A 24,794-nucleotide genomic window follows, 5' to 3' on the forward strand; every position below is an offset into this window, starting at 1 on the left:
GTTCAAGCACGCAATTGTCCGCCGTCGGCAACGATCACGGTGCCCGTGATGAACGCTGCGCGGGGGGAGGCGAGAAAGGCGACAATGTCTGCAACCTCTTCGGGTCTGCCGAGCCGGCACAGCGGAACGTCGCGAACGAGCATCTCGTCCACGGCGGCTTTGTTTTCGGCGATCTTGCGCGCCCAGGTGCCGTCGGCGCTAAGGATATTGCCGGGCGCAACAGCGTTGATGCGGATGCCTTCGAGCGCCAGCGGCCGGGCCAGGCCGCGCACGGTCGCGTTCAAGGCCGCCTTGGCCGCCGAATAGGTCACGGGCGCGCCTAGCGCTGCGAGCCCGCAGATCGACGACACGCAGACGATCGCGCGATCGCCGCTGCTGCGGCTCATCAGCGGTCTCGCGGCTTCGATCATATTGGTCGTGGCGAACAGGTTGAGATCCATCACCCGCGACCACTCGGCCGCGGTTTCCTTGCCCGGAGGCACGGAGGTGCCGCTGCCGACGTTGCAGACGAGAATGTCGATCCTGCCGCACTGCTTTTCGACATCGTCCACCAGCGCCAGCGCGGCGGCGGGGTTGGTGACGTCGGCGGCATGGCACGAGGCGCCGCGGCCGATTTTGTCCGCAGCCGATTTGATCCCGTCGAGGCCGCGCGCCGCCATGGCCACCTTGGCGCCTTCGGCGGCAAGTGTGTCGGCAATCGCAAAGCCGATGCCGCGGCTGGCGCCGACCACCAATGCGACCCGGTCCTCGATCTCGAGTTTCATCGCCTGGCGTCCTCGATCCAGCGCACCGTCATGTCGCGATATCGTGCCAGCGCGCCGGCATGGTCGCCGTCGGCAGCGCGCGCCGTCTGCAGAATATATTGTCCGTGATAGCCGGACTGCTCGATCAGTCGGATGGTCTTGGCGAGATCCGCAGCACCCGTTCCGAGCGGCACGGTGGTGCCGCCAAGCAGCCGGTCCTTCACATGCACATTGAGAATGCGCGGGGCGTAGGCCGGAATCTCCTCGGCGGAATCGTAGCCGAGCGCGGCGCTGTTGCCGCTGTCGTAATTGATGCCAAACACCTCGCGCGGGAATTTGTCGATGAACTGCGCCAGCGGGGCAGGCGGCAGGTCGGATTCGAAAACGATTCTGACGCCTTGCCTCGACAGCGAGGCGGCGCGATCGAGCAGAACGCGCAGCAGGGTCTCCGTCTGCGCGGCGTTCTCGATCCTGCCGTTGTCGACCAGTGGAATCACGACGAATTCGATGCCAAGCGTACTGCAGGAAGCGAGCACCAGATCGAGATCGTCGACCAGCGATTTCTGCGTCTCACCGTCCGTCTTCCAGAACGGCGCCTGCATGAAGCAATCGCCGGTGAGGCTCGCGGGCCTGAGCGCGTGGCGGCGCGAGAGATCGAGGATTTCCTGCTGGCCGGCGGCGGTGTTGAGCGGGTTTTCGCGCAGGCCGTCCTGGTCGATGGTCCATTCGACACGGGTCAGGCCGAGCGCCTGTGCGCGCGGAAATTCCTCACGCCATTCGTTCCACGGGAACGCCTGGATCTTGCCGTCGACCATGGCCGACAGCCGTCCCTGCATGAACCCGATGCGTTCGAGCGTTGTCGTCACGGCTTGTCACCCTCGCTGATCGCGAGGCCTTTCGTGGTCCAGCCGCCATCGACGAACAATTCCTGGCCGGTCACATAGGCCGAAGCGGACGACGCCAGAAAAACCGCGGCGCCGGCCAGATCGTCCGGGTTGCCCCAGCGGCCGAGCATGGTGTGGCGGCGACGATCCTCGTGCATCGCAGGATCGGCAAAGCTTTTTGCCGTCATCTCGGTCGCGACATAGCCGGGCGCGAGTGCGTTGACGCGAATACCGTCGCGCGCATAGTCCGCGGCAAGCGCGCGCGTGAGGCCGGCAAGACCGGCCTTGGCCGCGACATAGCCGGGATTTCCGGGAAAGCCGCGCACCGAGTTGATGCTGGTGACGTTGATGATCGAGCCGCCGCCCGCCTTCTTCAGCAGCGGATAGGCCGCAAGGATCGTCGCGTAGACGCCGCTCAGGTCGACCGCCAGCGTGTCGCGGAATCTCTGCAGTTCGCTCATCGTCGCGGAGACGGGAAGGCTGATGGCCGCCGCATTGACCAGCACGTCGAGCCGTTCTCCGGTTTTCGCGAGGTTATCGAATACAGACCCGATGGCGGCGTCATCAGCCAGATCGCATTTGACCGCCGTGACATGCGAAGGCGCCGTGCCGCTCCGGCTGAGGCCGAACACTTTTGCGCCGCTCGCCTGCAGGCCGCTCGCGATGGCGGCCCCAATGCCGCGCGAAGCGCCGGTGACGACGGCGGTCTTTCCTTCGAGCGAAAAGGATGCGGGATTATGCATAGCCGTAGCTGCGCATGATGGCCGCACAAAGCTTGATGTCTTCCGGGCGATCGATCTGGAACATTTTGTGCCGCTCCATCAGATGCATTCCGATCTTGCCGCCGAGCCGGTTGTTGTGTTCGCGCAGCAGCGAGGGAATTAGAACGTAGAACGAGCCGTTCTCCAAATACCGCTTTTCGATCTGCTGCCGCATCCGCCGATTGCGGAAATCGTAGTTGATCGGTTCGGGCCCATCGGCGCCGATGCGCCAGTTGAAATAATCCTCGACCTCGCAGACCGAGAGCAGGCTGTCGAGTTCCTCGCGCTCGAACGTCGCGAGCGCCTGTTCGATGTCACTGGATTCCCGGATCGGCGACGTTGCCTGCAGCGCGACGACCCTTCCGAACGGGCCAAGCTTGCCATCGAGGTGCTCCAGCGCGTGGAGCCACGCTGACTCCGACGAGGCGAGATCGCCGGAGATGTCTTTCGGGCGCCGGACACCGACCGCGCCGGCGGCCTCCGCGGCCTCGAGGATCTGGTCGCTGTCGGAAGAAACCGCGACGACGTCGACGCCGCGCGCGGCGGCGGCCTGCATGACGGTCCAGGCAATCAGCGGCTTGCCGCACAGGTCGATCAGGTTCTTGTGTGGAATGCCCTTGGAGCCGCCACGCGCAGCGACAACGGCCAGCGTTCGCCCGGGCGTAACCCTCGTCATATGCGGCCCTCGAGACGCTCGAGCGCGGTCCAGAAGCCTTCGCCCATGTTCTTGTGGCCCTGCCATATTTCGGGGATGAACGAGGCGTCGGGAGCGTGCTTGCGCAGCACGGCGCCGATCTGATCGAAGTCGATCTCGCCTTCGCCGATCTGCAGGCCTTCGCCGTCGAGGCCCTTGGCGTCGCCGAAATGCAGATGGGCGGTATGCGGGCCGAGCTGCGCGAGGCCCTCGCTGAAATCGAAGCCGAAATGGTTGGCGGCAAGTTTGGTGTGCGAGATATCGACGCACATTCGCAGATTATGCCTGGCGCAGAACGCGGCGGATTCTTCCGGGAAAATGAAGATGTTCTGGTGACGCTGCCCGCCGAAATGCCAGGGGAACGGCGCCATGGTCTGCGGAATCAATTCGACGCCGTCGAGATCGAGTTCCGCGAGACTGGCTGCGAAGATGCGGTAGCACTCCGCCTTCCGTTCCGCAGACAACGGCTCGTCCATGGTGAAGCCGCCAATATTGGCGACGATCGGCGGACGTTCGGTCTTGGGAAAGAACTTCTTCAATCCGCGCGTGATGTCGATAACGGCCTGCGTCTGCTCCAGCGAATAGCGGCGCAACCCTTCGTCTGACGTCGCCAGGTCCATCAGCTTGCTGCCGGCAAACAGCTCTGGCGCGTGCACCACAAAGCCGAGATCGTAAGTGCCGGACAGGTACGCGCCCGGATCGCGCTCCATGTCGCTGTAGCTGAGATGGAATTCGATGATATCGGGCTGGCAGATTTCCAGAAACCGCTGCGTGTCGTGATAGCGGACCGGCACACCCCAGGGCCGGTCGAAACGATAGCGGCGCGCCGTTGCCGCACCATTGTCGAGGTCGCTCTGAAAGAAATAGTCGTCTCTCGCCATCGCGCGGGTGAGGCGCCGGCCGATCAGGGCCGGCATTTTCAGCGGCGACAGGCCCTGGCCCGGGCTTTTGACGGCGACGTCGCTCTCGGCGACAACAGTGCCGGCCGCAATGTCGCGGGCCGCCACCAGGCTCTTGGCGAGATTCTCGCGATTGATCAGCTCGCCCTGGCTGAGCGCGCGTTCCGCCAATCTTTCACCACGCGCGGTCTCCACTTCGCGAATGCCCGACACCAGCGCCTTGAATTCTTCCGGCTCGAGGCTTGCCGCGTGATCCGGGCCTTCCATTTCGCGATCGAGCGTGATGTGGCGCTCGATCACCGCCGCGCCCATCGCGACCGCGCCGATCGAAACCGCGATGCCGCGCTCGTGACCGGAATAGCCGACGAAGGGATGGATCTCCCGCAACGTCTCCATGAAGCGCAGATGAATATTGTGAAGCGCGGCGGGGTAGGTGCTCTGGCAATGCAGCAGCACGTAAGGCGCCGAGCGGTCGTCGAGGAATTTCGCCGCGGCCCGAATTTCCTCCGACGTGCTCATGCCGGTCGAGACGATCAGCGCCTTGCCAGTCGCGGCCAGCTTTGCCAGCAGGGGCAGGTTGGTCAGGTCGGCGGAGGCGACCTTGTAGGCCTGAACGGCGAACGTCTCCAGCGTCGCGACGCTCGATGCGTCCCAGGGCGTGCAGAGGTACTGAATGTTCTTTGAGGCGCAATAGGCCGCCACGCGGCGCTGCTGCTCGGTGGTCAGCTCGAAGCGGCGCAACAGGTCGAGGGTGTATTCTACGGCGAGGTCGTCGTCCTTTCCGGAAAGGCTAGAGGCGCGGTAGACCTCATCCAGCTTGCGCATCTGGAATTTTGCGCAATCCGCGCCGGCTGCTACCGCAGCATCCACCAGTGCTATGGCGCGGTCGAAATCGCCGTTATGGTTGTTGCCGACTTCGGCAATGACATAGCACGGCTGGCCGCCGCCGATCGAACGATTGCCGATCCGGATTGGTGCCGCCTGGTTGGTTGAGTTCATGAACCTTCTCGGTATCCAGTTTTATGCGGCGCCGCCGCTCTTCTTTATGCGGTACCGCCGCCCTTGGCCGGCGCTCCGGGAATGCGCGATTTCCAGGTCCGCAGGCCATTTTCCTCGAACGCGATGCGGGAGCAGGACAGGCCTTTCTGCTCCAGCGCCGCAATCAGCGGATAGCGCTGGAACGGACGGACGAAGAAGATGAAATAGCCGCCGCCGCCGGCGCCCAACAGCTTGCCGCCGACCGCGCCATTGGCTTTCGCAAGATCATAGATCGCATCGAGTTCGTCAGAACTGATCAGCGAACTCAGGCGGCGCTTGGCGTGCCATGCCTCGTCAATCAGGCGACCGCATTCCAGAAGCTGACCGCGCAGCAGATGATGCCGGATCTCGCGCGTCACTTCCTTTTGCTTGGCTGCGGCCGCGACGGCGTCGCAAGTCTCGTGCTGTTGCTTCTGGTCACGGTGAATCGAACCGGAATCATGGCTGGAGCCGGTGTAACAAAGTACCAGACTCTCCTCGAGCTCGGCGACGATATTGGGCTCGAGGCGAAGCGGAACGATCGTATTCTGCTCGGACGAAAACTCCATGTGATTGAAGCCGCCGAACACGGTGGCGTACTGGTCCTGCCAGCCGCCGGGGATGTTCAGCATCAGCCGCTCGGCCTGAAACGCCATTTCCGCGATCTCGTGGCGGTCCCATCGATCGGAGCGGAATTCGTTGAAGCAGCCGATGATGGCAGACGACACCACCGCCGAACCGCCGAGGCCGGAGCCAACAGGAAAATCGGCCGAGACGTCGAGATCGAAACCGTAGGCCGGCTGGATCAGGCGCACGACCGATTTGATTAGCGCCAGCTCGCCTTCGCTGCCGAGGCTGGCGAGATTTTCGGCTTCGGCCGTGCAGCGAAAATCATGCGAGTAGATTCTGATCCGGTTGTCGTTGCGCCGGCGCAGCGTCGCATGCGCGTACATCGCAATGGTCGCATTGATGACGGAGCCGCCGTCATTGTCGACGAAGTAATGCGTGAGGTCGGTGCCGCCGCCGGAGAAACTGATGCGAACCGGCGAGCGGGCGCGGGCGAATACTTCGCTCTCTTGGCCGAGATTGAACAGATCGCGGCTGAACACGTCCACAAGCCGCCCGTCGGCGTCGAGGATCGGGACGACATGGACCCGCTGGTCGAGCAGCTTGAGGATCTGTTCGCGCGGCGCCCCGGCGCGCGCCCACACGAAGTTGCGGTTGATGCAGCTTGCGACCTCGCCCTGGATCGATATGCCCGTCAGCAGCCGCCGGCGGATGTCGCCATCCGTGACGGCGCCGATCACACGCCCCTCGGCGTCACGGGCAAACAGTATCCCGAGCATGTTGGCATTGAGCCGCTGGAATGCCTGCTCGATCGTGTCGCTCTCGGCGATGGTAAGGTGGCTCTTGTCTGGCAATTTGGCGGGTCCAAAGCGGCAACCGGTTCCGGTTTTGGCCCGGAAACGCCTCAATTTTCGAACCGTAGATACGGCAGGGGGACAGATCGTGCAAGGCTCCCATGGAGGGGTGAATTCCGGCCGATTTTGCTGTCTGCTAGCCCCTCCAGGGGCTCCATTTCTGCAATGCGCGCGATCGCGCGCCGGCCGCTCATGAAGCCGGAATTGGTTCGTTTTGTCCCAAGGGGCGCCGAGGACAACGGTAGCACGCCGGCTGGTCCTGGAAACCGGCATTGGTTTTGGTGGATCGCAGGCCGGCGGTTGTTCACTGTTCGGTTGTGATCTATGCTTTTCCAAGCTCAGGACACACGGCCGGCGGGAGAGCCATTTGGCGCAAAAGCGACTACTCGTTCCATCACTCGTCTCGATCGGGCACGAGCCCGGCTTTGCCGTGAAGACCAAGGCCAAGACGATTCGCGTGAGGACATTTCAGAACGGCTCGCTTGCATCCACCTGGGAGACACAGCCCTCCGAGATCAATCGGATTTGGCGCTCGCAATGGGTTGGGAATCTGCCGGTTTCGGCCAATGAACTTCACACGGTCGAACTGGAGGGCGAGACTGCTTCCGAGCTCGAGGGGGAATTGCTGTTCCGAAACGGCCAGCAGCAAACCGCCGTCCTGACCAGCCTCGTTCCGCTCCGCGATGCCGGTTTCAAGTTTTCGCCGATTCTGCACCAGGCGCACTACAACGTGCTGTTCGAGCATTTCGAAACCTTCGTTGTCTTTACGAACCTGGTCGGAGAGGGCGATTTGCCGCCAGGTCCAAACAAACTGCAGGTCGAGATCAGAAACCTCAGGTCGGAGGTTCTGGCCGTGACCGAAGTTGACATCGGGTTCAACTCAACTTTCCTGCTTCCCGTTCGCGATCTAGCCCGGACACATGGAGCTCGGCTCGACCAGGGCCTGTCCCTGCGCATCCGGGGCGGAGCAAGTCAGTTTGCTATTTTCACGGTCTTCCAGAATCTCCAAAGCGGAGCTCTCGGCATCGAGCACTCGCTTCCCCCGATGTATTTTACCGAGGCGCCGTTCAATCCCAATCTGCGCGCGCGTTTCCAAAAGGCGGCGTTTGGAGACCTCAGACTATGATTCGCCTTGTCCCCGCGATGATTGCCCGCGCCGGCCGAGCGGCCGATGCTGTTCAAATGAGGTTGAAGAAAGCCCGTCCCGCGCTGTTTGGATCGCCGATCCGGCAGAACATGGTCCAGCTCTATCGGCACGACGCTGATTTTGACACGATTATCAGCATTCCACACCATTTGAGCTTCCTCGCGCCCGATACCAATATCGACATCATCTACGGAGTCCGGGTGTTTGACCGCAATGGCAAGCTGGTCGGCTCCTGCGAGCACAGAGTGAAGCACTTCGAAACACTCCAAGAGCCGATTTCGAAATTGTTGGGGCGCGAGCCTGACGAGCACGGAATGTTTGTCGTGACCTGCCATTACAGTTCGCCGGCCGGAATCGACTTTCTGGGAATGACCTCTCCCCAGTTCATGACGATCTTCCTGCCCCGGAGTGAACAGGCGGCGCCTCAGATTACCCACTCGCACAAATATATGGATCGTATTCCGCCGCTGAAATCCAAATTCCCTCGCCGCTCAGCTTTGTTGGAGGGCGACGCGTCTCTGAATCTGGTCGGGGTCAGCTACTTCTTGATGAACTCCAGCCGAGTGACGACCAATGTCGACCTTACCTTGTCTGGCCCGGTGGGTGCAGTCGTGCATTCGGCGAGGCTGAAGCCGCGCGGCACTGCACGGCTGGATTTCGATGCCGTCGGCGAAGGCCCTTTCGAACTCACCTGCGAACTGGACCGCGTCATCAATCATAGAAAGCCAATAGCGTTCAGGCGCTTCTCGTCAGGCTTGATCACGGCTGCGCATTCTTAGGCTGTTCTGCCGTATGTTTCTCGTTTGTGTTTTCAATCTGCGTGCCGCGGCGATCAAGCCAGATGCGCTTGACTGGCCCAGAAGAGGTTTAACGCGAGATTTTTGTGGGAGGGCGGACGCCGATGTTCCGCCCTTGTTCTGGGTGGGTCGCGATGCTATGCCCCGCGAGAACTGAAGGGGCAAGGTCGTTCGGGGATGGAACTCTCAACTAAGCCCGGTTATCGCGCCGACATTGATGGGTTGCGTGCCGTTGCTGTTCTTTCGGTGTTCGCTTTCCATTACGGCGGGCCGATCCGGGGCGGATTTACTGGCGTTGACGTGTTCTTCGTCATCAGCGGCTTCCTGATCACGCAGGTTCTGGCAGCCGAGATCGCATCGGGTACGTTCTCGGTGCTGAGCTTTTACGACCGTCGGATGCGACGCATTCTGCCGGCGCTGCTGACGATGCTGGCCGCAGTTCTCCTGGCTGGTCGGCTGATGCTTTCCCCCGGCGACTATGCTGCGCTCGCCAACAGCACCGCTGCTGCCGCGTTTGGCGTATCGAACATCTTTTTTCACACCCACACCGGTTACTTCGACCAAGCCGCAGACCTGATGCCGCTGCTGCATACCTGGTCGCTTGCGGTTGAGGAACAATTCTACCTGGTGTGGCCGCTGCTGTTGCTGGCTCTCGCTGCTGCGGGGTCGCGAATTGCCGTGGCCGCGACGCTCGCCGCGATCGTGCTCGTCGCATGCATCGGCAGCATCATCTATTTTCAGTTTGAGCCGAAGGCCGCCTTCTACATGGCTTTGCCGAGGGCATGGGAGCTTGCGCTCGGAGCGCTGCTGGTCTTCCTGCCTCCGCTGTCCCGTGGCGTCGGCGAGATCACCGCCGTAGTGGGGCTCGTGTTGATCGGAATTGGATTTACCCTTTCGCCCGGAAAGTTTCCCGGACAGTTCGCCCTCTATCCCTGCATTGGCGCTGCACTGGTGATCTGGCCGCGCGCGCAAAGCACGATCTCGGGACGGCTCCTTGGATGGCTCGCGCCGGTCGGGCTGATCTCCTACAGCCTTTATCTGTGGCACTGGCCGGTCTGGGTGTATTTCCGGATCTATATCAACAACGGTCAGCCGGACGCCGCCGAGGCAGCCGCGCTTGCAGTCGTTTCAATTGTCCTGGCGACCCTTTCGTATCGCTTCGTCGAGCAGCCGTTGCGCAAGCCCCGCTGGAACGCGCAGCGCACGGTGTCGGCCGGATTGGCCTGCATCGCGACGATTTTCTGCGCGTCGATGTATGTGGATAGCGCAGACGGGTTGCCGCAGCGACTCTCACCCCAGGCGCAAGCGATGCGCAGCCTGGAGGTTATGTGGGAATGGCCCTGTAAAGAGCAACGGCTCGATGTAATTCCGGGCGCGTATTGCGTGTTCGGGGCTCCCTGGCAGACCGCAAAGCGCAAGACCGTGATCTGGGGCGACAGCCACGCGCAGCATTTTGCACCGATCTTCGATGCGATAAATGCTGACCCCGAGCGGTCTTTTCTGGTGTTTGCCGGCTGTTCGGCAGTGCTCGGCGATGAATTGTTCCTCGCCACGCCCGATCCAACCTATGCCGATCGTTGCCGGCTTTTCCATTCGAACGGCGTCAAACTTCTCAAGGAAGATGCCTCGATCACCCAAGTGGTTCTTACAGCCAATTGGATGGAGCTGCCTTGGCGCATTCAAGGACATTCCCCGGATGGACTGCCAGCAATGACGGACGCAATGATGAAGCTCATCAAGGAAACCTCAGCCCCGGGCAGGCGCTTCTTCCTGATGGGAATGGTACCGCCCCTGCCGCTGGAGATCGTGGAGTGCGCCGCGCGTGAGAGCACAAATCTCCTCAGACGAGCCTGCGTCTCTACAGTCCGGCCTTCCGATGCCGATGCCATCAAGCGAAGAACCGCACCGACAGACGCGATGTTGATCGAAGTTGCAAAGTCGTTTCCCAACGCCGCAGCCGTGATTCCAACCGAGAAAATGTGCCGGAATGACGCCTGCGAGCTCGCCCTGAACGGCGAGTTTCTTTATCGGGATCAAGGCCACATCCGACGTAATCTGCTCTTGCAAACGAAAAAGGATTTCGCCGACAAGATCGGATTGACCGCCGCGCTTGCCGGCAATTCACAAGGTGCCGCCGTGCGGCCGGGCCTGACCGGCTCTGAGGCCCGATGAACAGATCGGGATATTTTCGTGGATGGCGAGGGTATTTTTGGGGCAGGGCGATGGTCAGGCCCCGGGGCAAAACATAGGTTCGATCCGTGCAAGCAACTGAACAACTCTCTCAGTCTTGGTCGGCTGAATCGGTGCGCGGTCCAATGGCGCAGCTTGCCGCCCGCCGACCAAGCCCGATCTATTTCGCGGCCATCTTCTGCTGGACGATGACGGCTGTAACGGCGGCAATGGTGGCCATTGTGCGCTGGCCGATGGGAAGTCCGCACTGGTTTGTTTTCGTCAAGGCGGCCCTGTTACCATGCGCCGTCGTCGCCTGCGCCACGTTGTTTACCGTCCGCCATGTGGAACGCGGGGGAGCGTATAGCGCGCTGCTGATTTCGACGGTGGCGGTGATTTTCTTGCCATGCCTTGCCTGGCTGAACGGGCTGCTGGCTGACGTCGTCACCTATCCGCTGCTTGTTGGGCTCCTGGCCGCTGGTATCGTGCAGACCGCGTCCGCCGCACGCGCCGCGCCCGCGAGCAGGTGGGTGTTCGCCATAGCCTGCGGCTGCCTCGCAGGTTTCGGCTATTTCCTGGTGATCAATTCCCGCGCCTTTGGCTCGGTCCTCACGCCTGAACTGGCGCAGACGGGCATCCACCAGCTCGACACTATCTTTCATGCCTCGATCGCCAACATGCTCGTCAAGTATGGCGTGCTGAGCACGGGCCTCGATGGACTCGTGCCGACCAAGTACCACGTTCTGTCTCACATTTGGCTCGGTTGCGTCAGTCTTTGGCTCGGCGTGTCGACCCTGGAAGGTTACTATATCGGTGGGCAAGTCATCGCCATTCCGATGCTCCTGTTCAGCCTATCGCTGGCTATCCACTTGTTTCGCCGATCGGAAGAAGGCCCCGCCAATGGTGCCCTGATCACGCTGGGTTCGCTGCTGCTGCTGTTTGTGGCCGACCTGTGGGGATGGACGTCCTATCTGGTCTCGGAGTCCTATTTCCTCGCGATGATCCTGTTTCTACTGACGCTGCCGCTGCTGGCGGAGATCGCCGATACCGAGCGGCGCCATCGCCTCAGCCTGCAGTTCGCAGCGCTCGGCGTTGCAGGCCTGCTGATTCTGCTTTCGAAGATTTCTGTCGGCGCCGTTCTCGCAGGTGGCACCGGATTCCTGTTGTGGCGGCGAATGGGCATGACGCCGCTGGGCCTGATCAAGCTGGCTGCGCCACTCCTCCTGCTTGTGATCCTTGCAATCGCGATCATCACCCCCGGTGCGCGAATGCTGCTGGAGGCGCTCGAACCGCTCGGCTTTATCCGCGAGCATCCGCGCGGCGCCTTGCCGAACATCGCGGCAAACCTTGCGCTGCTTTATGTTGCGTTTCAGGTATGGCGGGGTGGAACGCCGCGGGACCAAAGATGCGCCGAAGCGGTTGCCATGATGGCGATCGCCAGCGTGGTCCCCGTTCTGCTGATCAATGTCCCCGGTGGATCCGACTATTACTTCGTCAATGTCGGGACCTGGACGGCAATCGTATTCGTCTGCGCCTACGGCGGCACTCATTTCGAAAAACTTTTTCCCAACCCGGGTATGCCGGGCTTTGTTGTTGGTGCGCTGCTGCTCGTCGCGCTTGCGACGCAGGAAAAGCGGCAAAGCGCATACAGGTTGGGTGCTCTGTTCGCGGAGGTTCAGGCGCGGGCCCGCGTGGTTTCCGGTGAAAGCGCAGGCGCCGAGACGACAACCAGGCAACGCCTCATCGAACTTTTGACACCGGGGCATCCGGCCCGCTATGCGCTGGCGAGCGACATGAACCGTACTCCAGGCGGGCAGGCTAGAGAGACATTGCTGGCAATGGGGATCACGCAGTCGCACCGTACGGCAGTATTCGTACCGCCCGACAACGTACCTTTCTGGACCATCGCCGTGGAGTGCCGTCAGGATCCGCTTTTCGTCCCTGCGATCCTCGGCGCGCCCATGCTGAAAGGACTGAACCCGCCGGCGCTGAAATGTCCGAAGGAGCCGTATTATGGCTTTACCGATTACAAGGACGCCCATTCCGAACCGTTGAGCGACCAGCAACTCTGCGCCCGGGCTGCGCCCTGGAAGCTCGATACAGTGTTGATACTCACGACGCTCACCACCGGCCGAAAAATCCGCTGCGGTTGACGCATCCAACCGCCAACGGTTAGCGCCGCCGGTCGTTCAGGATGGCTTCCAGCCGATCGCAAGCAGCTTACTCGGTGGAGCGACCAGGGGCTGCCCGATCCGCTCCCACATCGCACCCTGGCCGGTGGCCTGGAGTGTCAGCTTGATCCAGCTTTGAGGCACCGGCATCAGCCAGGCTGGTCTGCCGCAGCTCGCACGGTGACGCGCGATGAGATCTGCGACCGTGACGGGTGCCGGGTCGGACACGATGAAAGTTTCTCCCTGCGCACGGGGATTGCTTAGCGCGATTGCAACGGCCGAGGTGAAATTCTGGATCGACAGCACCGATCGCTGCGCAGACAGCGCCCCGAAGGGAAGCGGAATCGGCAGGCGCGAAAGCCGGTGGACGGTCGCGAAGTTTCCACTTCTCGCCTTCGCCGTAGATCACGACGGGACGCAGGATCGTAAACGAAACGCCGGCCGCGCGTATCGCCTGTTCGGCGGCAAATTTGGATCGTCCATAGGCATTGTTCGGCGTCGGAAAATCATCTTCGGTGAGGTTATGATCCGCATAAGAGCCGGACTGGGCAGCGATCGAGGAAATGAACACCAGATGCTTGGTCGCGCCGCGCGATATCGCCCGTGCCAGCGCCGAGGTCGCGCGATGATTCACGCGATCATAAAGATCGTCGCCGGCGTATTTGTGAGCAATGCCTGCAAGATGAACGACGGCGTCGCATTGGTCCAGCAGAGGTTGCCAGTCGAACAGCCGCGAGAGATCCGCAAGCGGAACGGCGGTCACGTCCGGATTGTCGAAGGCGGTCACCGCCCTCGATGCCGCGATCACGCTGTATCCCTGCGCGACAAGATACGGAACCAGATGACGTCCGACAAACCCGTCGGCGCCGGTTACGAGCACCCTGGTTTTCTTGTTGTCGCGGCTGCCCTGCAGGTCCGACACGGTGCTCGACTGCGCACCGGCTCCGTCGCAAGCAGGTATGGGGCGTGAATTCATCGGCCCTTGGACGCCTTTTCGCCGCTGAATTTCCTGTTGCATCTAACCTGAAAAGGCTGGCTTTTGAAATCGGCCGTCGCTGAATTCCAATATAGGCCAGCTAATCGCATAGGTGCAACCGAGGGTTAGCGGAACCCCTCCTGTGTGAGCAAGGGGATACGGCGCCAATCGGGCAGCGCTTGGGTACAGGAATCCCTTCGAGCCATTTAACCCATCCGCCGAGGGTTGAAATCCCGCCATTGGCGGGGCCGCTACCTCGTGCAGTCTTCGAGGTTATTGTCAATGCCTTCGGGCCGATGAAAATCCGGCGGCCCCGGCGAGAGTCGTGGGGGCTACGCCGCTTGGAAGGGTTGGCTGCGGTCGATCAGGCGGCTAACGTCTGTTCTGACGGCTAACGGAACAAGGCTTCCCATGATCAGAATAGGCCTGCTCGGATGCGGGCGTATCGCAAAGCGCCACTCGGAACTTCTGGGCGGCAATCATATCGACGGAGCCCGGCTCGTTGCCGTTTGTGACACCGTTCGCAACCGCGCCGACGCGATCGCGTCGAAGTTCGGGGTGCCTGCCAGCTATGACATCGACGAGTTCCTCGCCCGGAAGGACATCGATGCCGTGACGGTGCTGACGCCGAGCGGACTGCATCCCGCCCATGTCATCGCCTGTGCGAAGGCCGGAAAGCATGCCATCGTCGAGAAGCCGATGGCGTTGCGGCTGCAGGATGCCGACGACATGATCCGCGCCTGCGACGAGGCCGGCGTCAAGCTTTTCGTCGTCAAGCAGAATCGCTTCAACGTTCCCGTGGTGAAGGCGCGGGAGGCGCTGGAGGCCGGCCGCTTCGGCCGCCTGATTCTCGGCACGGTCCGCGTCCGCTGGTGCCGCGACCAGGCCTATTACGATCAGGATGCCTGGCGCGGCACCTGGGCCTATGACGGCGGCGTGCTCTCCAACCAGGCCAGCCACCACGTCGACATGCTGGAATGGTTCTTCGGCGATGTCGTCAGCGTTCATGCCCGCGCCGTGACGGCGCTGGCAAAGATCGAAGCGGAAGACACGGCGGTCGCCACGCTGAAGTTCCGCAACGGCGCGCTCGGGATAATCGAGGCGACGACAGCTGCGCGTCCTGCCGACCTCGAAGGCTCGCTTTCGATTCTCGGAGAAAAGGGAACCGTCGAAATTGCGGGCTTCGCCGTCAACAAGATCCGGCACTGGCGCTTTGTCGAAGAGCTTCCGTCGGACAAGGACGTGGTCGAGAAATTTTCCGTCAATCCGCCGAATGTCTACGGCTTCGGCCATCAGGCCTACTACCAGCACGTGATCGACTGCTTGGTGAACCAGCGTTCGGCGCTGGTCGACGGTCTGGAAGGACGCAAGAGCCTGGAACTGATTTCCGCGCTCTACGAATCGATCGAGACCGGCGCCGAGGTGCCGCTTCGCTTCGCGCCGCGGCTCGGCCGGCTTGGTGTCGTCTCGTGAACCGGCCCGAAATACATCAGGCCGGCGTGCGTGACGTTGATTTCGGCACAGGCGTCAAAATCGTCGAGCCGTGCAATCTCTACGGCTGCAAGATCGGCGACGACTGCTTTGTCGGGCCATTCACCGAAATCCAGAAAGGCGTCGTGATCGGCGCCCGCACGCGGGTGCAGTCGCACGCCTTTATCTGCGAACTCGTCACCATCGGCGAAGACTGCTTTGTCGGCCATGGCGTGATGTTCGTGAACGATACGTTCTCGACCGGCGGCCCCGCCCGTGGCAACAGGGACCTGTGGCGCGAGACCGTGATCGGCAACCGCGTCTCGATCGGCTCCAACGTCACGATCATGCCGGTCAGGATCGCCGACGACGTTGTCATCGGCGCGGGTGCGGTGGTAACCAGGGACATCACGGCGTCGGGGACATATGCGGGCAATCCGGCACGCCGACTGCTGGCGGACAAGTAGGGAAGACGACCGATGCCGGTGCCTTTTGCTGATCTGCAACTGCAGTATCAGACCATCAAGAGCGAGATCGACGGCGCGATTGCCTCCGTCATCCGCGACAACGCTTTCATTCGCGGATCCTATGTCGATGCCTTCGAACGGGAGTTCGCCGCGGCCGTCGACGTCAAGCATTGCGTCTCCTGCGCCAACGGCACCGATGCGCTATATCTCGCGATGGCCGCGCTGAAGGTCAAGCCGGGTGACGAGGTCATCACCACGGCGCATTCCTGGATCAGCACTTCGGCGATGATTACGCACGCCGGCGCCACCGTGGTCTTCTGCGATACCGATGGCGCGACGTTCACCATCGATCCGGCGGCGATCGAGGCCGCGATCACGCCACGCACCGTCGGCATCATTCCGGTGCATCTGTACGGACAGCCGGCGGACATGGACGCGATCATGGCGATCGCGCGCAAGCACAAGCTCTGGGTGATCGAGGATTGCGCGCAGGCGCATCTGGCCCGCTATAAAGGCCAGCAGGTCGGCACCTTCGGCGCAGCCGCGACCTATTCGTTCTATCCCGGCAAGAATCTCGGCGCGATGGGCGATGCGGGTGCCGTCGTGACCAGCAATGACGCACTGGCCGAACACATGACCATGCTGGCGCGGCACGGCGGGCTGGTGAAGCACCAGCATCATATCGAAGGCATCAACAGCCGGCTCGATGGCATGCAGGCGGCGATCCTGTCGGCCAAACTGCCGCATCTGGCCCAGTGGACCAAGGCGCGCCAGGACGCCGCCAAGATCTACGACGCCGGCCTCAACCAGATAGAGGACGTGGTCGTGCCAGAGGTCGCGCCCGATCGCACCCACGTCTATCACCTATACACGATCAGGCACCCGCGCCGCGACGCGCTGGTCGCGCACCTGAACGCCAACGGCGTGCAGACCGCGATCAATTATCCGACGGGGCTTCCGTTCCTAGCTGCCTATGCGCGGTTCGGACATCGTCCCGAGCAGTTTCCAAATGCATTCGGCGATCAGGGTAGAATTTTGTCTTTGCCGATGTTCGCGGAGATCAGCCGCGAGCAGCAGGACGAGGTGATTGATCTCGTTCGCAGGTTTTAGGCGGCCGCTGGGCACCACTTGACTGCGCGTGTGGCTGATGCGCGATGCAATCATGCCGCGAAGTTAGTTGTGGCGCCTTGTCGCCGCAACCAAACCGGGGCAATGTGTAACCTTGTGCCGGTGGCGAGACACCCGTTCTCGACTGCACGAATACGGGTCTGGGTTGGAAGAACTACCACACATGATCGACTTCGAGCGTGGCCGCTTCTGGCCTCGCGCGCTGGCTCTATTGATTGATTTCGTTGTTGCGGCAGCGATTCTGCAGCTTATCGCGTTTGTTCTGTTTCCGTTGACCGGCGGGCGGGCGCAGTTCGTCAGCGGCGTTGCACCCAGCTGTAGTGCGGTCAATGCGATACCTAAAGGTCCATCGCTGCCCGCGGATTATGCCGTCGGTTGGATCACCGATTGCCGGTATGGTTTCTTCGGCATGACTTCGGCGCGCATTCTCACGGTCACAAGAATTCCGCAGAACGAAGCAACCGCGAGTGCAAGGACGAACATTGTCCGTCTGCTCGACGCAGAGGGCAAGCCTTTCAATGCCCCGACGCTTGACAGCCTGGTGCTACCTTTCCTGTTCGCCTTGCGCTTCTGGTTCGACCGCGGCCGCGGCACGCTCGGCCGGAGGATTTGTCGCGTGCGCCTGTCGGGCGTTATCGAAGCGCAGTCTCCGCTGCCGATCGGTGCGGCTGCCCGGCGTTACGCCGCGCAGGCGCTGCCGCTGGTGCCTCTGGTCATCTGGTCGCTGCTCCAGCGCGTTATGACGGGCGAGCAAGCGGTCGCTTCCCTGTCGGGATCGGCCCTTCTGGCAATGCCGGGGGCCAGTCTGCTGATGGCCGTGCCGATAGCTGTGTATGCAATTGTCTGTCGACGGGACGCCTGGTACGACCGTTGGGCGATGACCCGCGTGCTGCGCCTCGACAAGGACCGAACGCTGATACCGAGTCCCGCCAGCGCGCTACCGGCTGTGCGTGCTGAAGCCGCCCTCACACATCCGCCCGCACTACCGGAACCAAGGACGGGCAATTACTTCGTACGGCACTGGCGCGGCGAGCTTTCGTTGCCCGTTTCATATTGGGCGAACGGCGTCGTCCTTAGCGCAGTCATCGGCATGGCGAGCGGCGCGCTCGTGGTGGCGTTCACCATCTATGGCGAAGAGCAACCGGTCCCGTGGCTGATAGCGTTGCAAACAAGCTGTCTTGTCATTTCGCTGCTTGCGATATGGCAGGTGGTAGGGGTGTGGCGCGCGGCAACACGCTACAAGCGGAGTGGCCGGTCATTCTGGGGCGGCGCGGCGAAAGCCGCGGTTGCGCTTGCCGCGCTCCAGCTGGCCTATGGTTGGGTGTTCGTGGTTGGACCACAGATCGTCGACACTTATGAAATGGCTACCGGAGACGTCGCCTTCGGTCCGCACGAATTCAACCTGCTGGCCGATGGCCGGATGCTGGAGTTTTACGGCGGCATCACGTTCGGCCTTGCCAAGGAGTTCGAAAGTCTCCTCGACGAGAATAAGGGCGTGACGACGGTGAGGCTCGCTTCGGTTGGCGGCCGTATCCGGGAGGCGCAGAGGATGTCGGACATCGTGAAGAGGCGCGGGCTGGCGACGTATGTCGTGGAAGAGTGCCTTTCCGCCTGCACCGTAGTGTTCCTTGGCGGCAAGGAGCGCTTCCTGCTCGATGGGGCAAGTCTCGGTTTTCATCAGCCGAGCTTTCGCGGCATGACGGCCAGCGATCGAAAAATCGCGATCGCGGAGGAGGAGGCGCGCTTGCGGACCTTCGGTCTGAGCAGGAGTTTTGTCGAGCGCGTCAACAGCGCAAGCCCGGACGACATGTGGTATCCGGAACAGGACGAATTGGTGCGCGAGAAAGTGGTTACATGGATCGTGCCTACGCAGCCGTCGAACTCGACGGCGTCGACCTCATCGGTAGCAGATACTGTGCCGGTGGCACCGCGGGCGCCTTCCGTGTTCCCGACGCCAGGCGCCGCGTTGAGTGGCTCCGGGGCCGGCCCGGCGGTGATTCCGGTGGAATTGATCAAGCGACTGGCACCGCCAATGACTGCGCCGAAGGCTACACCGGAGCCGAAGGCTGAAACTGCAACGGCCGGCGAATCGAAATAAGCACGCGCTTTGGAGCGAGCTCTGAACGATGGCTCAGCGCTCGTCCGCGATCACCTTGCCGTCGTTCGGCAGTGATCCGGCGGCGACCAGTTCGACATTGCCGCCGAGTTTGGTCACTGCTCGCAGCGTCGCCGCGAGTTCGCTCTGCAGCATCGCACCAGCGGCCGCCGTCTCCGCCTTCAGCGTCATCAGATCGCTCTCGCCGGATCGCGTGACGACGAGGCGTAGCCGTCCGAGTTCGGGATGGCGCTTGCCGATCTCGGCGATCTGCTCGGGGCGTACGAACATGCCCTTGACCTTGGTGGTCTGGTCAGCGCGTCCCATCCAGCCCTTGATGCGCATGTTGGTGCGTCCGCACGGACTTGCGCCCGGCAGTGCCGCCGTGAGGTCCCCGAGCGCGAGCCGGATCCAGGGATGCTGCGGGTCGAGCGAAGTAACGACGATTTCGCCGACGTCGCCGGGCGCGACGGGATCGCCGGTGCCGGGACGCACGATTTCCATGATCAGGTCCTCGTTGACGACCATGCCCTCGCGCGCCGGCGTCTCGAAGGCGACCAGGCCGAGGTCGGCGGTGCCGAACGCCTGATAGGCGTCGATGCCGCGCGACTTCACTTCGTCCTGCAGCGATTTCGGAAATGCCGCGCCGGATACCAGCGCGCGCTTGATCGAGGAGACGTCGCGCCCGGCGCTGGCGGCAGCGTCGAGCAGGATCTTGAGGAAATCCGGCGTGCCGCTGTAGCCGACCGGGCGATAGGCCTCGATCAGTTCGAACTGCTGTTCGGTATTGCCGGGGCCGGCCGGGATCACCGCGCAGCCCAGCGCCCGCGCCGAGGCGTCGAAGATGAAGCCGCCGGGCGTCAGATGGTAGCTGAAGGTGTTGAGCACGACGTCGCCGGGCCGGAAGCCGGCCGCAAACAACGCTCGCGCGCCGCGCCAGGGGTCGGCGTGAACGGGCTCGGGCTCGAAGATCGGCCCGGGCGAGGTGAACAGCCGCCCGAACGATCCCAACGGCCCGGCCACGAAACCGCCGAAGGGGGGCGCGGCCTTGTGCAGGGCAGGGAGTTCCGATTTGCGCAACACCGGTAACTCAGCAAGCGCCGCGCGGCTGGTCACGCCGGCCGGATCGATGCCCTTCAGCCGGCCGGCATAGGCCGGCGCGGCCAGCGCCTTGCGCAGGATGTCCGGAAGCCGGGAAAACAGCTCCGCCTCGCGTTTCGCCGGCTCGCGCGTTTCGAGGGCGTCGTAATGATCCGTCATGACGAATTCCCCAGTTTAGGGTCGATTGCGTGCCGCCTCTGGCGTGCTATCAGACGGCTTCTACCGGTGTTGATGTTCCAGGGAACGCAATGGCTGAAAGAGATACCGCTGCGGCGGCAGATATGCTGGATTCGGCCGATATCGTCGCGAGGCTGAAGCTTCGCATGATCGACCATTGCCTGCCGCTGTGGTCGATCGAAGGCTGGGACGACGTAGCGGGCGGCTTTATCGATCGGCTCGATGTGGAAGGCCGCGCCGATGCCTCGGCACCGCGCCGGGTGTTCGTGCAGGCGCGCCAGATCTATTGCTACGCCAAGGCGGCACAAATGGGCTGGTATCCCGACGGCCGCGCGATCGCGCTGAAGGGGCTGGAGCACCTGCTGGCGAAGGCGAAAGCTCCCGATGGCAGACCGGGCTTTGTCCACACGCTGACGCCGGATGGTGCTGTGCTGGACCCGTTGCGCGATTCCTACGATCACGCCTTTGTCCTGCTCGCCCTTGCAACCGTCCATGGACTCGATCGCGATGCGCAGGTCCGCGCCGAGATCGACACGCTGTGCCATTTCGTCGAGACGCAGTTGCGCTCGCCGCACGGCGGGGTTCACGAAGGATTGCCGGTGTCGCTGCCGCGACGGCAGAACCCTCACATGCATCTGTTCGAAGCGATGATCGCGGCGTTCGACGCGACGCACGACATCGTGTTCCAGAACAGGGCCGGGAATTTCTTCAGCCTGTTTCTGGCCAACCTCTACGACAAGCAGCGGCAGGTGCTTGGCGAGTACTTTGAGGAAGACTTCTCGAAGATCGAGCCCGTCAGCGTCGAGCCCGGACACCAGGCGGAGTGGGCGTGGCTCTTGAAGGGCTTTGAACGCATCACCGGCTGCCCGACCGGCCGCTACCGCGGCGAACTGCTGGCGTCGGCGCTGCGCTATCGCGACGAGGCGACCGGTTGCCTGATCGACGAGGGCGACGCGGGCGGCAACATCAGGCGGCATACACGCCGGCTGTGGCCGCAGACCGAAATCGCCAAGGCGTGGATCGCGCAGGCTGAAGCGGGCGAGGCGGGAGCCGCCGACGAAGCGCGCGCGGCATTGGTGCGGCTCGAACGGCATTATCTGAGCCATCCCGTCGCGGGCGGCTGGTACGACCAATTCGATCGCGCCGGCAACTCGCTGGTCGCCACCATCCCTGCGTCTTCGTTCTATCATGTTCTTTGCGCAGTTGCGGAAGCAGAGCAGGTGATCGGCTAAATGATGAGTGGTGGCGGTCACAGCCACCGCTTTCGCCGCTTGAAGCTTTTCAGGTTCTTGAAGCTCTTGCGCTGGTCGCCGGCGCCGCCGAGGTAGAATTCCTTGACGTCCTCGTTGTCGCGCAATTCGTCGGCGGTGCCGTCGAGCACCACCTTGCCCTGTTCCATGATGTAGCCGTGGCTCGCGACCGAAAGCGCCGCGCGCGCATTCTGCTCCACCAGAAGGATGGTGACGCCGAGGTCGCGGTTGATTGCCTTGATGATCCCAAAAACTTCCTTGACCAGGAGCGGGGACAGGCCCATCGACGGCTCGTCCATCAGGATCATCTTGGGCCGCGCCATCAGCGCGCGGCCGATCGCCAGCATTTGCTGCTCGCCGCCGGAGAGATAGCCGGCAAGCCCGGTGCGCTCCTTCAGGCGCGGGAAATATTTGAACACCATGTCGATATCGGCGCCGACCTCATTGTCGCTGCGGGTAAAGGCGCCGAGCTTCAAATTCTCGATCGAGGTCATGTCGGATATGATGCGGCGGCCCTCCATCACCTGAAAGATGCCGCGGCGGACGATCTTGTCGGGATCGATGCCGTCGATGCGCTCGCCATCGAAGACGATCTCGCCGCGGATGACTTCGCCGTCCTCGGTCTTGAGAAGCCCTGAGATCGCCTTCAGCGTTGTCGACTTGCCGGCGCCGTTGGCGCCGAGCAGGGCGACAATCGCGCCCTTCGGCACGTCGAGGCTGAGGCCGCGCAGCACCAGGATGACCTTGTCGTAGACCACCTCGATGTTGCGGACGCTGAGGAGTGGGGCGGCAGCAGGCGTCGTGGCCGTCGGAGGGCGGTCGATTTCGGTTACTTCAGTCATGTTGACCTCTCGGTGTCGTCACCCGCGAAAGTGGGTGACCCGGTATTCCAGAGGCGTCTGCGATCGACCGAGACGCTGCGGCGTACTGGATCCCCCGCCCCAGTGCGCAATTGCGCACAAGGCGGGGGACGACAGTTGAGCGTTGAGGCGCCTGTAGGCACGCCTAACCTACCAGCCGAGCCACTCGGGCTTGCGCGGCAGGTCGATCGTCTTCACCTTCTCCATCTTGATGCCGCCGTTCTTGACGAGATCGTTGAGCGGGGCGTCGGTCGCGCCTGCGACCTTCATGCGATAGAGATCAACCTTGAGCGTGCCGCGGTGATCCGTCTCGGTGAAGGTCGAGGGATTGCAGATGCCTTCGCCGCCGGCGGGCACCCAATCCTTCTTCTGATAGAAGCCTTTCTTGACGTTCTCGCCGGTGGCGCCGCCGTTCTTGGCAGCCCATTCGACGGCTTCCTTCATGTAGAGCGCGGTGCAGACGCCGGCAATGTAATGCACCGGACGGTAGGCGGTACCGGCCGCATCCGACATCTTGGAGATTTCCATGAAGGTCTTCATGCCGGGAGCGCTGCCGCCCCACGCCACGGCGGTGCGCAGCGGGAACACCACGCCGTCGGCGGCGGCACCAGCAGCCTTGGCGGCGTTCTCGTCCATGCCCCAGACGTTGCCGAGGAACTGCACGTCGACGCCGGCGGCCTTGCAGGCGTTGAGCACGGAGATGTTCGAGCCGGCGGTGTTGCCGAGATAGGCGTAGTTCGCGCCCGAGCTCTTCAGGGTCAGGCACTGCGCGCTGTAATCGCCGGGCGTCAAGGCGAACACGATCGGCGGCAGCAGTTCGAAGCCGAGTTCGGCGGCAATGGCTTCACCGGCGGCCTTCGGCGCGTTCGGGTAGGGGTGGTTGGCGCCCATATGAACGAACTTCGGCTTGCCGGGCTTGCCCTTGGACTTCCAGTCCTCGGCGGCCCAGGTCAGCATGCCGCGAACCGCGTCCGAGTAGCTTGGACCGTAGAAGAAGTTGTAGGGGGCAGGCTTGGCCTTGCCGCCGGCGCCGGTCGGGTCGGAGAGCGCCGCGGCATAGGATGCCGAGATATCCGGGATCTTGTCCTGGGCCAGGAATCCCGTCAGCGCTTCGGTGTCGGCGGTGCCCCAGCCGAGAATGGCGGCGACCTTGTCGGAGCCGGACCACTTCTTGTACTGGGCGATCGCGCGCGGCACCTGGTAGCCGTAGTCGACGGTATCGAGGTTGACCTTGGCGCCGTTGATGCCGCCGCTCTTGTTGATCCACGCATAGGTGTCCGCGACACCCTGTCCGAACGGCGTTCCGACGTCCGAGGTGGGGCCCGAATAGTCGGTGAGATGCCCCAGCGCGACCTGGGCCTGCGACGTCGTTGCGGCGCTCGCCAGCAGGAGCGCCAGCGAGGCGGTGCTCAGTAGAGTCTTCATCGTCATGGACTAATCCTCCGGTTATTTCTCGAGGTCTTCTTGTTGTCCGTCCCGTTCCGACCTCAATGCGAGAACGGGTAGAGTTTCCAATATGCCTTGATCTGCCGCCAGCGATGCGCGAGTCCGTCCGGTTCGAACACCAGAAAGACGATGATGATGATTCCGATCGCCATCTCGCGCAGGAAAGCGATGTTGTTCTTCAATCCCAGGAACTGGTCGATCGGACTGCCGCGCAGTGCGACGCTGAGCCATTCCATCGATTCAGGCAGCAGCACCATGAAGGCGGTTCCCATCAGCGTGCCCATGATCGAGCCGAGCCCGCCGATGATGATCATCGCCAGGAAGATGATCGAGCGGTCGATGCCGAAGCCTTCGTTGGAGACCACTTGATTGTAATGCGCGTAGAGCGCGCCGCCGACGCCGGCAAAGAAGGCCGCAAGCCCGAACGACAGCGTCCGGTATTTGGTCAGGTTGATGCCCATGATCTCGGCGGACAGATAATGGTCGCGCACCGCGATCAATGCGCGTCCGTCGCGCGAGCGGATCAGGTTGGTGACCAGGAGATAGCAGACGACGACATAGGCCAGCACGACATAGAAATACTGTTTGTCGCCGCGCAGCGTGTAGCCGAAGATCGAGAACGGTTCGGCGCTGGCCGGAACGCTGCCGCCGGTGAACCATTCGGCGCGGGCAAAGAAGTCGAGCAGGATGTACTGCGCCGCCAGCGTCGCGATCGCGAGATAAAGCCCTTTCAGCCGCGCGGCGGGCAGGCCGAAGATCAGGCCGACTGCGGCCGTCACGACGCCTGCAAGCGGGATGCAGAAGAAGACGGGAATGCCGAACCGGTTCGAGAGATAGGCCGAGGTAAAGGCGCCGAAGCCGAAGAAGGCGGCGTGGCCGATCGAGATCTGGCCGGTGAAGCCGACGACGATGTTCAGCCCAAGGGCGGCGATGCCGAAGATGCCGATCTGGATCAGGAGACTGAGGATGTATTCGTTGACGACGTGTGGCGCAAAGCAGACCAGGACGATGCCCGCGATCATGGCGTTGCGGCTGGTCGCGGTCGGAAACACGGTGGTATCCGCCGCATAGCTGGTGCGGAAATCGCCGGCGGGAATGAGGGTCTGGCCTGCCATGATTGA

The 24,794-nt window shown here is 62.6% G+C and carries 20 protein-coding genes; 9 read left to right on the forward strand and 11 right to left on the reverse strand.

The window, feature by feature from the left end; translation table 11 throughout:
- Positions 1-2: 2 nt before the first annotated feature.
- Genes V1286_RS07825 through V1286_RS07850 form a run of 6 tightly spaced genes read right to left on the reverse strand, consistent with a single transcriptional unit; the run spans position 3 to position 6,419 of the window.
- Complete coding sequence (locus tag V1286_RS07825) at positions 3-764, reverse strand: SDR family NAD(P)-dependent oxidoreductase (RefSeq protein WP_334478710.1); 762 nt, start codon at positions 762-764, stop codon at positions 3-5.
- Entirely contained in the window at positions 761-1,609 is an 849-nt protein-coding gene (locus V1286_RS07830; RefSeq protein WP_334478711.1) for a sugar phosphate isomerase/epimerase family protein, read from the reverse strand. The genes V1286_RS07825 and V1286_RS07830 overlap by 4 nt, the downstream gene beginning before the upstream one ends.
- Entirely contained in the window at positions 1,606-2,370 is a 765-nt protein-coding gene (locus V1286_RS07835) for an SDR family oxidoreductase (protein WP_334478712.1), read from the reverse strand. Before V1286_RS07835 ends, V1286_RS07830 begins: the two co-directional genes overlap by 4 nt.
- Entirely contained in the window at positions 2,363-3,064 is a 702-nt protein-coding gene (locus V1286_RS07840) for an acylneuraminate cytidylyltransferase family protein (RefSeq protein ID WP_334478713.1), read from the reverse strand. The genes V1286_RS07835 and V1286_RS07840 overlap by 8 nt, the downstream gene beginning before the upstream one ends.
- Entirely contained in the window at positions 3,061-4,980 is a 1,920-nt protein-coding gene (locus V1286_RS07845; protein WP_334478716.1) for an N-acetylneuraminate synthase family protein, read from the reverse strand. The genes V1286_RS07840 and V1286_RS07845 overlap by 4 nt, the downstream gene beginning before the upstream one ends.
- Positions 4,981-5,024: 44 nt before the next feature.
- Positions 5,025-6,419, reverse strand: a complete 1,395-nt coding sequence (locus V1286_RS07850) for a GHMP family kinase ATP-binding protein (protein WP_334478717.1) — start codon at positions 6,417-6,419, stop codon at positions 5,025-5,027.
- 367 nt (positions 6,420-6,786) lie between these two features.
- On the opposite strand from V1286_RS07850, the gene V1286_RS07855 reads away from it, so the two are divergent.
- The 4 genes from V1286_RS07855 (at position 6,787) to V1286_RS07870 (ending at position 12,685) form a co-directional block, all read left to right on the forward strand.
- Positions 6,787-7,545 carry a hypothetical protein gene (locus V1286_RS07855; RefSeq protein ID WP_334478718.1) on the forward strand — a complete coding sequence of 253 codons (759 nt, stop codon included), beginning with the start codon at positions 6,787-6,789 and terminating at the stop codon, positions 7,543-7,545.
- Entirely contained in the window at positions 7,542-8,345 is an 804-nt protein-coding gene (locus V1286_RS07860) for a hypothetical protein (RefSeq protein WP_334478719.1), read from the forward strand. Before V1286_RS07855 ends, V1286_RS07860 begins: the two co-directional genes overlap by 4 nt.
- A gap of 195 nt (positions 8,346-8,540) precedes the next feature.
- Entirely contained in the window at positions 8,541-10,535 is a 1,995-nt protein-coding gene (locus V1286_RS07865) for an acyltransferase family protein (RefSeq protein ID WP_334489567.1), read from the forward strand.
- Positions 10,536-10,678: 143 nt separating this feature from the next.
- Positions 10,679-12,685 (forward strand): hypothetical protein, encoded by a 2,007-nt coding sequence (locus V1286_RS07870; RefSeq protein ID WP_334478720.1) that lies wholly within the window; start codon positions 10,679-10,681, stop codon positions 12,683-12,685.
- 67 nt (positions 12,686-12,752) lie between these two features.
- Here V1286_RS07870 and V1286_RS07875 read toward each other — a convergent pair whose 3' ends face one another.
- The gene (locus V1286_RS07875) at positions 12,753-13,721 is read right to left on the reverse strand and encodes an NAD-dependent epimerase/dehydratase family protein (protein ID WP_334478721.1); all 969 of its coding nucleotides are present in this window, start codon (positions 13,719-13,721) and stop codon (positions 12,753-12,755) included.
- Between the two features lie 369 nt (positions 13,722-14,090).
- Between V1286_RS07875 and V1286_RS07880 the strand changes: the two genes are divergently transcribed.
- The 4 genes from V1286_RS07880 (at position 14,091) to V1286_RS07895 (ending at position 18,842) form a co-directional block, all read left to right on the forward strand.
- Positions 14,091-15,152: a Gfo/Idh/MocA family protein gene (locus tag V1286_RS07880; RefSeq protein WP_334478722.1), complete on the forward strand. Its 1,062-nt coding sequence runs from the start codon at positions 14,091-14,093 to the stop codon at positions 15,150-15,152.
- A complete protein-coding gene (locus tag V1286_RS07885) occupies positions 15,149-15,616 on the forward strand; it encodes an acyltransferase (RefSeq protein WP_334478723.1) in 468 nt (155 codons plus the stop codon). The genes V1286_RS07880 and V1286_RS07885 overlap by 4 nt, the downstream gene beginning before the upstream one ends.
- Before the next feature lie 12 nt (positions 15,617-15,628).
- Positions 15,629-16,726: a DegT/DnrJ/EryC1/StrS family aminotransferase gene (locus V1286_RS07890; protein WP_334478724.1), complete on the forward strand. Its 1,098-nt coding sequence runs from the start codon at positions 15,629-15,631 to the stop codon at positions 16,724-16,726.
- Positions 16,727-16,907: 181 nt separating this feature from the next.
- Positions 16,908-18,842 carry a COG3904 family protein gene (locus V1286_RS07895; RefSeq protein WP_334478725.1) on the forward strand — a complete coding sequence of 645 codons (1,935 nt, stop codon included), beginning with the start codon at positions 16,908-16,910 and terminating at the stop codon, positions 18,840-18,842.
- A 33-nt stretch (positions 18,843-18,875) separates the two neighbouring features.
- On the opposite strand, the gene V1286_RS07900 is transcribed toward V1286_RS07895, so the two are convergent.
- Positions 18,876-20,099, reverse strand: a complete 1,224-nt coding sequence (locus V1286_RS07900) for a phenylacetate--CoA ligase family protein (RefSeq protein ID WP_334478726.1) — start codon at positions 20,097-20,099, stop codon at positions 18,876-18,878.
- 89 nt (positions 20,100-20,188) lie between these two features.
- On the opposite strand from V1286_RS07900, the gene V1286_RS07905 reads away from it, so the two are divergent.
- Positions 20,189-21,349 (forward strand): AGE family epimerase/isomerase, encoded by a 1,161-nt coding sequence (locus tag V1286_RS07905; RefSeq protein ID WP_334478727.1) that lies wholly within the window; start codon positions 20,189-20,191, stop codon positions 21,347-21,349.
- A gap of 17 nt (positions 21,350-21,366) precedes the next feature.
- Here the strand turns inward: V1286_RS07905 and V1286_RS07910 are convergent, their stop codons facing one another.
- The 3 genes from V1286_RS07910 to V1286_RS07920 form a co-directional block, all read right to left on the reverse strand.
- Positions 21,367-22,209 carry an ABC transporter ATP-binding protein gene (locus tag V1286_RS07910; RefSeq protein ID WP_334478728.1) on the reverse strand — a complete coding sequence of 281 codons (843 nt, stop codon included), beginning with the start codon at positions 22,207-22,209 and terminating at the stop codon, positions 21,367-21,369.
- Between the two features lie 168 nt (positions 22,210-22,377).
- Positions 22,378-23,658, reverse strand: coding sequence for an ABC transporter substrate-binding protein (locus V1286_RS07915; protein WP_334478729.1), 1,281 nt, complete (start codon positions 23,656-23,658; stop codon positions 22,378-22,380).
- Positions 23,659-23,714: 56 nt separating this feature from the next.
- Positions 23,715-24,788, reverse strand: a complete 1,074-nt coding sequence (locus tag V1286_RS07920; protein ID WP_334478730.1) for a branched-chain amino acid ABC transporter permease — start codon at positions 24,786-24,788, stop codon at positions 23,715-23,717.
- Between the last annotated feature and the right edge of the window lie 6 nt (positions 24,789-24,794).

Origin of the sequence: Bradyrhizobium algeriense, assembly GCF_036924595.1 — a bacterium.
Classification (GTDB): domain Bacteria; phylum Pseudomonadota; class Alphaproteobacteria; order Rhizobiales; family Xanthobacteraceae; genus Bradyrhizobium; species Bradyrhizobium algeriense.

What these genes read in the sequence shown, in the direction of transcription:
- V1286_RS07825 (WP_334478710.1), bottom strand. Translation starts at nt 764, where the DNA reads ATGAAACTCGAGATCGAGGACCGGGTCGCATTGGTGGTCGGCGCCAGC.
- V1286_RS07870 (WP_334478720.1), top strand. Translation starts at nt 10,679, where the DNA reads ATGGCGCAGCTTGCCGCCCGCCGACCAAGCCCGATCTATTTCGCGGCC.
- V1286_RS07920 (WP_334478730.1), bottom strand. Translation starts at nt 24,788, where the DNA reads ATGGCAGGCCAGACCCTCATTCCCGCCGGCGATTTCCGCACCAGCTAT.
- V1286_RS07910 (WP_334478728.1), bottom strand. Translation starts at nt 22,209, where the DNA reads ATGACTGAAGTAACCGAAATCGACCGCCCTCCGACGGCCACGACGCCT.
- V1286_RS07835 (WP_334478712.1), bottom strand. Translation starts at nt 2,370, where the DNA reads ATGCATAATCCCGCATCCTTTTCGCTCGAAGGAAAGACCGCCGTCGTC.
- V1286_RS07880 (WP_334478722.1), top strand. Translation starts at nt 14,091, where the DNA reads ATGATCAGAATAGGCCTGCTCGGATGCGGGCGTATCGCAAAGCGCCAC.
- V1286_RS07900 (WP_334478726.1), bottom strand. Translation starts at nt 20,099, where the DNA reads ATGACGGATCATTACGACGCCCTCGAAACGCGCGAGCCGGCGAAACGC.
- V1286_RS07840 (WP_334478713.1), bottom strand. Translation starts at nt 3,064, where the DNA reads ATGACGAGGGTTACGCCCGGGCGAACGCTGGCCGTTGTCGCTGCGCGT.
- V1286_RS07865 (WP_334489567.1), top strand. Translation starts at nt 8,541, where the DNA reads ATGGAACTCTCAACTAAGCCCGGTTATCGCGCCGACATTGATGGGTTG.
- V1286_RS07890 (WP_334478724.1), top strand. Translation starts at nt 15,629, where the DNA reads ATGCCGGTGCCTTTTGCTGATCTGCAACTGCAGTATCAGACCATCAAG.
- V1286_RS07875 (WP_334478721.1), bottom strand. Translation starts at nt 13,721, where the DNA reads ATGCAACAGGAAATTCAGCGGCGAAAAGGCGTCCAAGGGCCGATGAAT.
- V1286_RS07905 (WP_334478727.1), top strand. Translation starts at nt 20,189, where the DNA reads ATGGCTGAAAGAGATACCGCTGCGGCGGCAGATATGCTGGATTCGGCC.
- V1286_RS07860 (WP_334478719.1), top strand. Translation starts at nt 7,542, where the DNA reads ATGATTCGCCTTGTCCCCGCGATGATTGCCCGCGCCGGCCGAGCGGCC.
- V1286_RS07915 (WP_334478729.1), bottom strand. Translation starts at nt 23,658, where the DNA reads ATGACGATGAAGACTCTACTGAGCACCGCCTCGCTGGCGCTCCTGCTG.
- V1286_RS07895 (WP_334478725.1), top strand. Translation starts at nt 16,908, where the DNA reads ATGATCGACTTCGAGCGTGGCCGCTTCTGGCCTCGCGCGCTGGCTCTA.
- V1286_RS07845 (WP_334478716.1), bottom strand. Translation starts at nt 4,980, where the DNA reads ATGAACTCAACCAACCAGGCGGCACCAATCCGGATCGGCAATCGTTCG.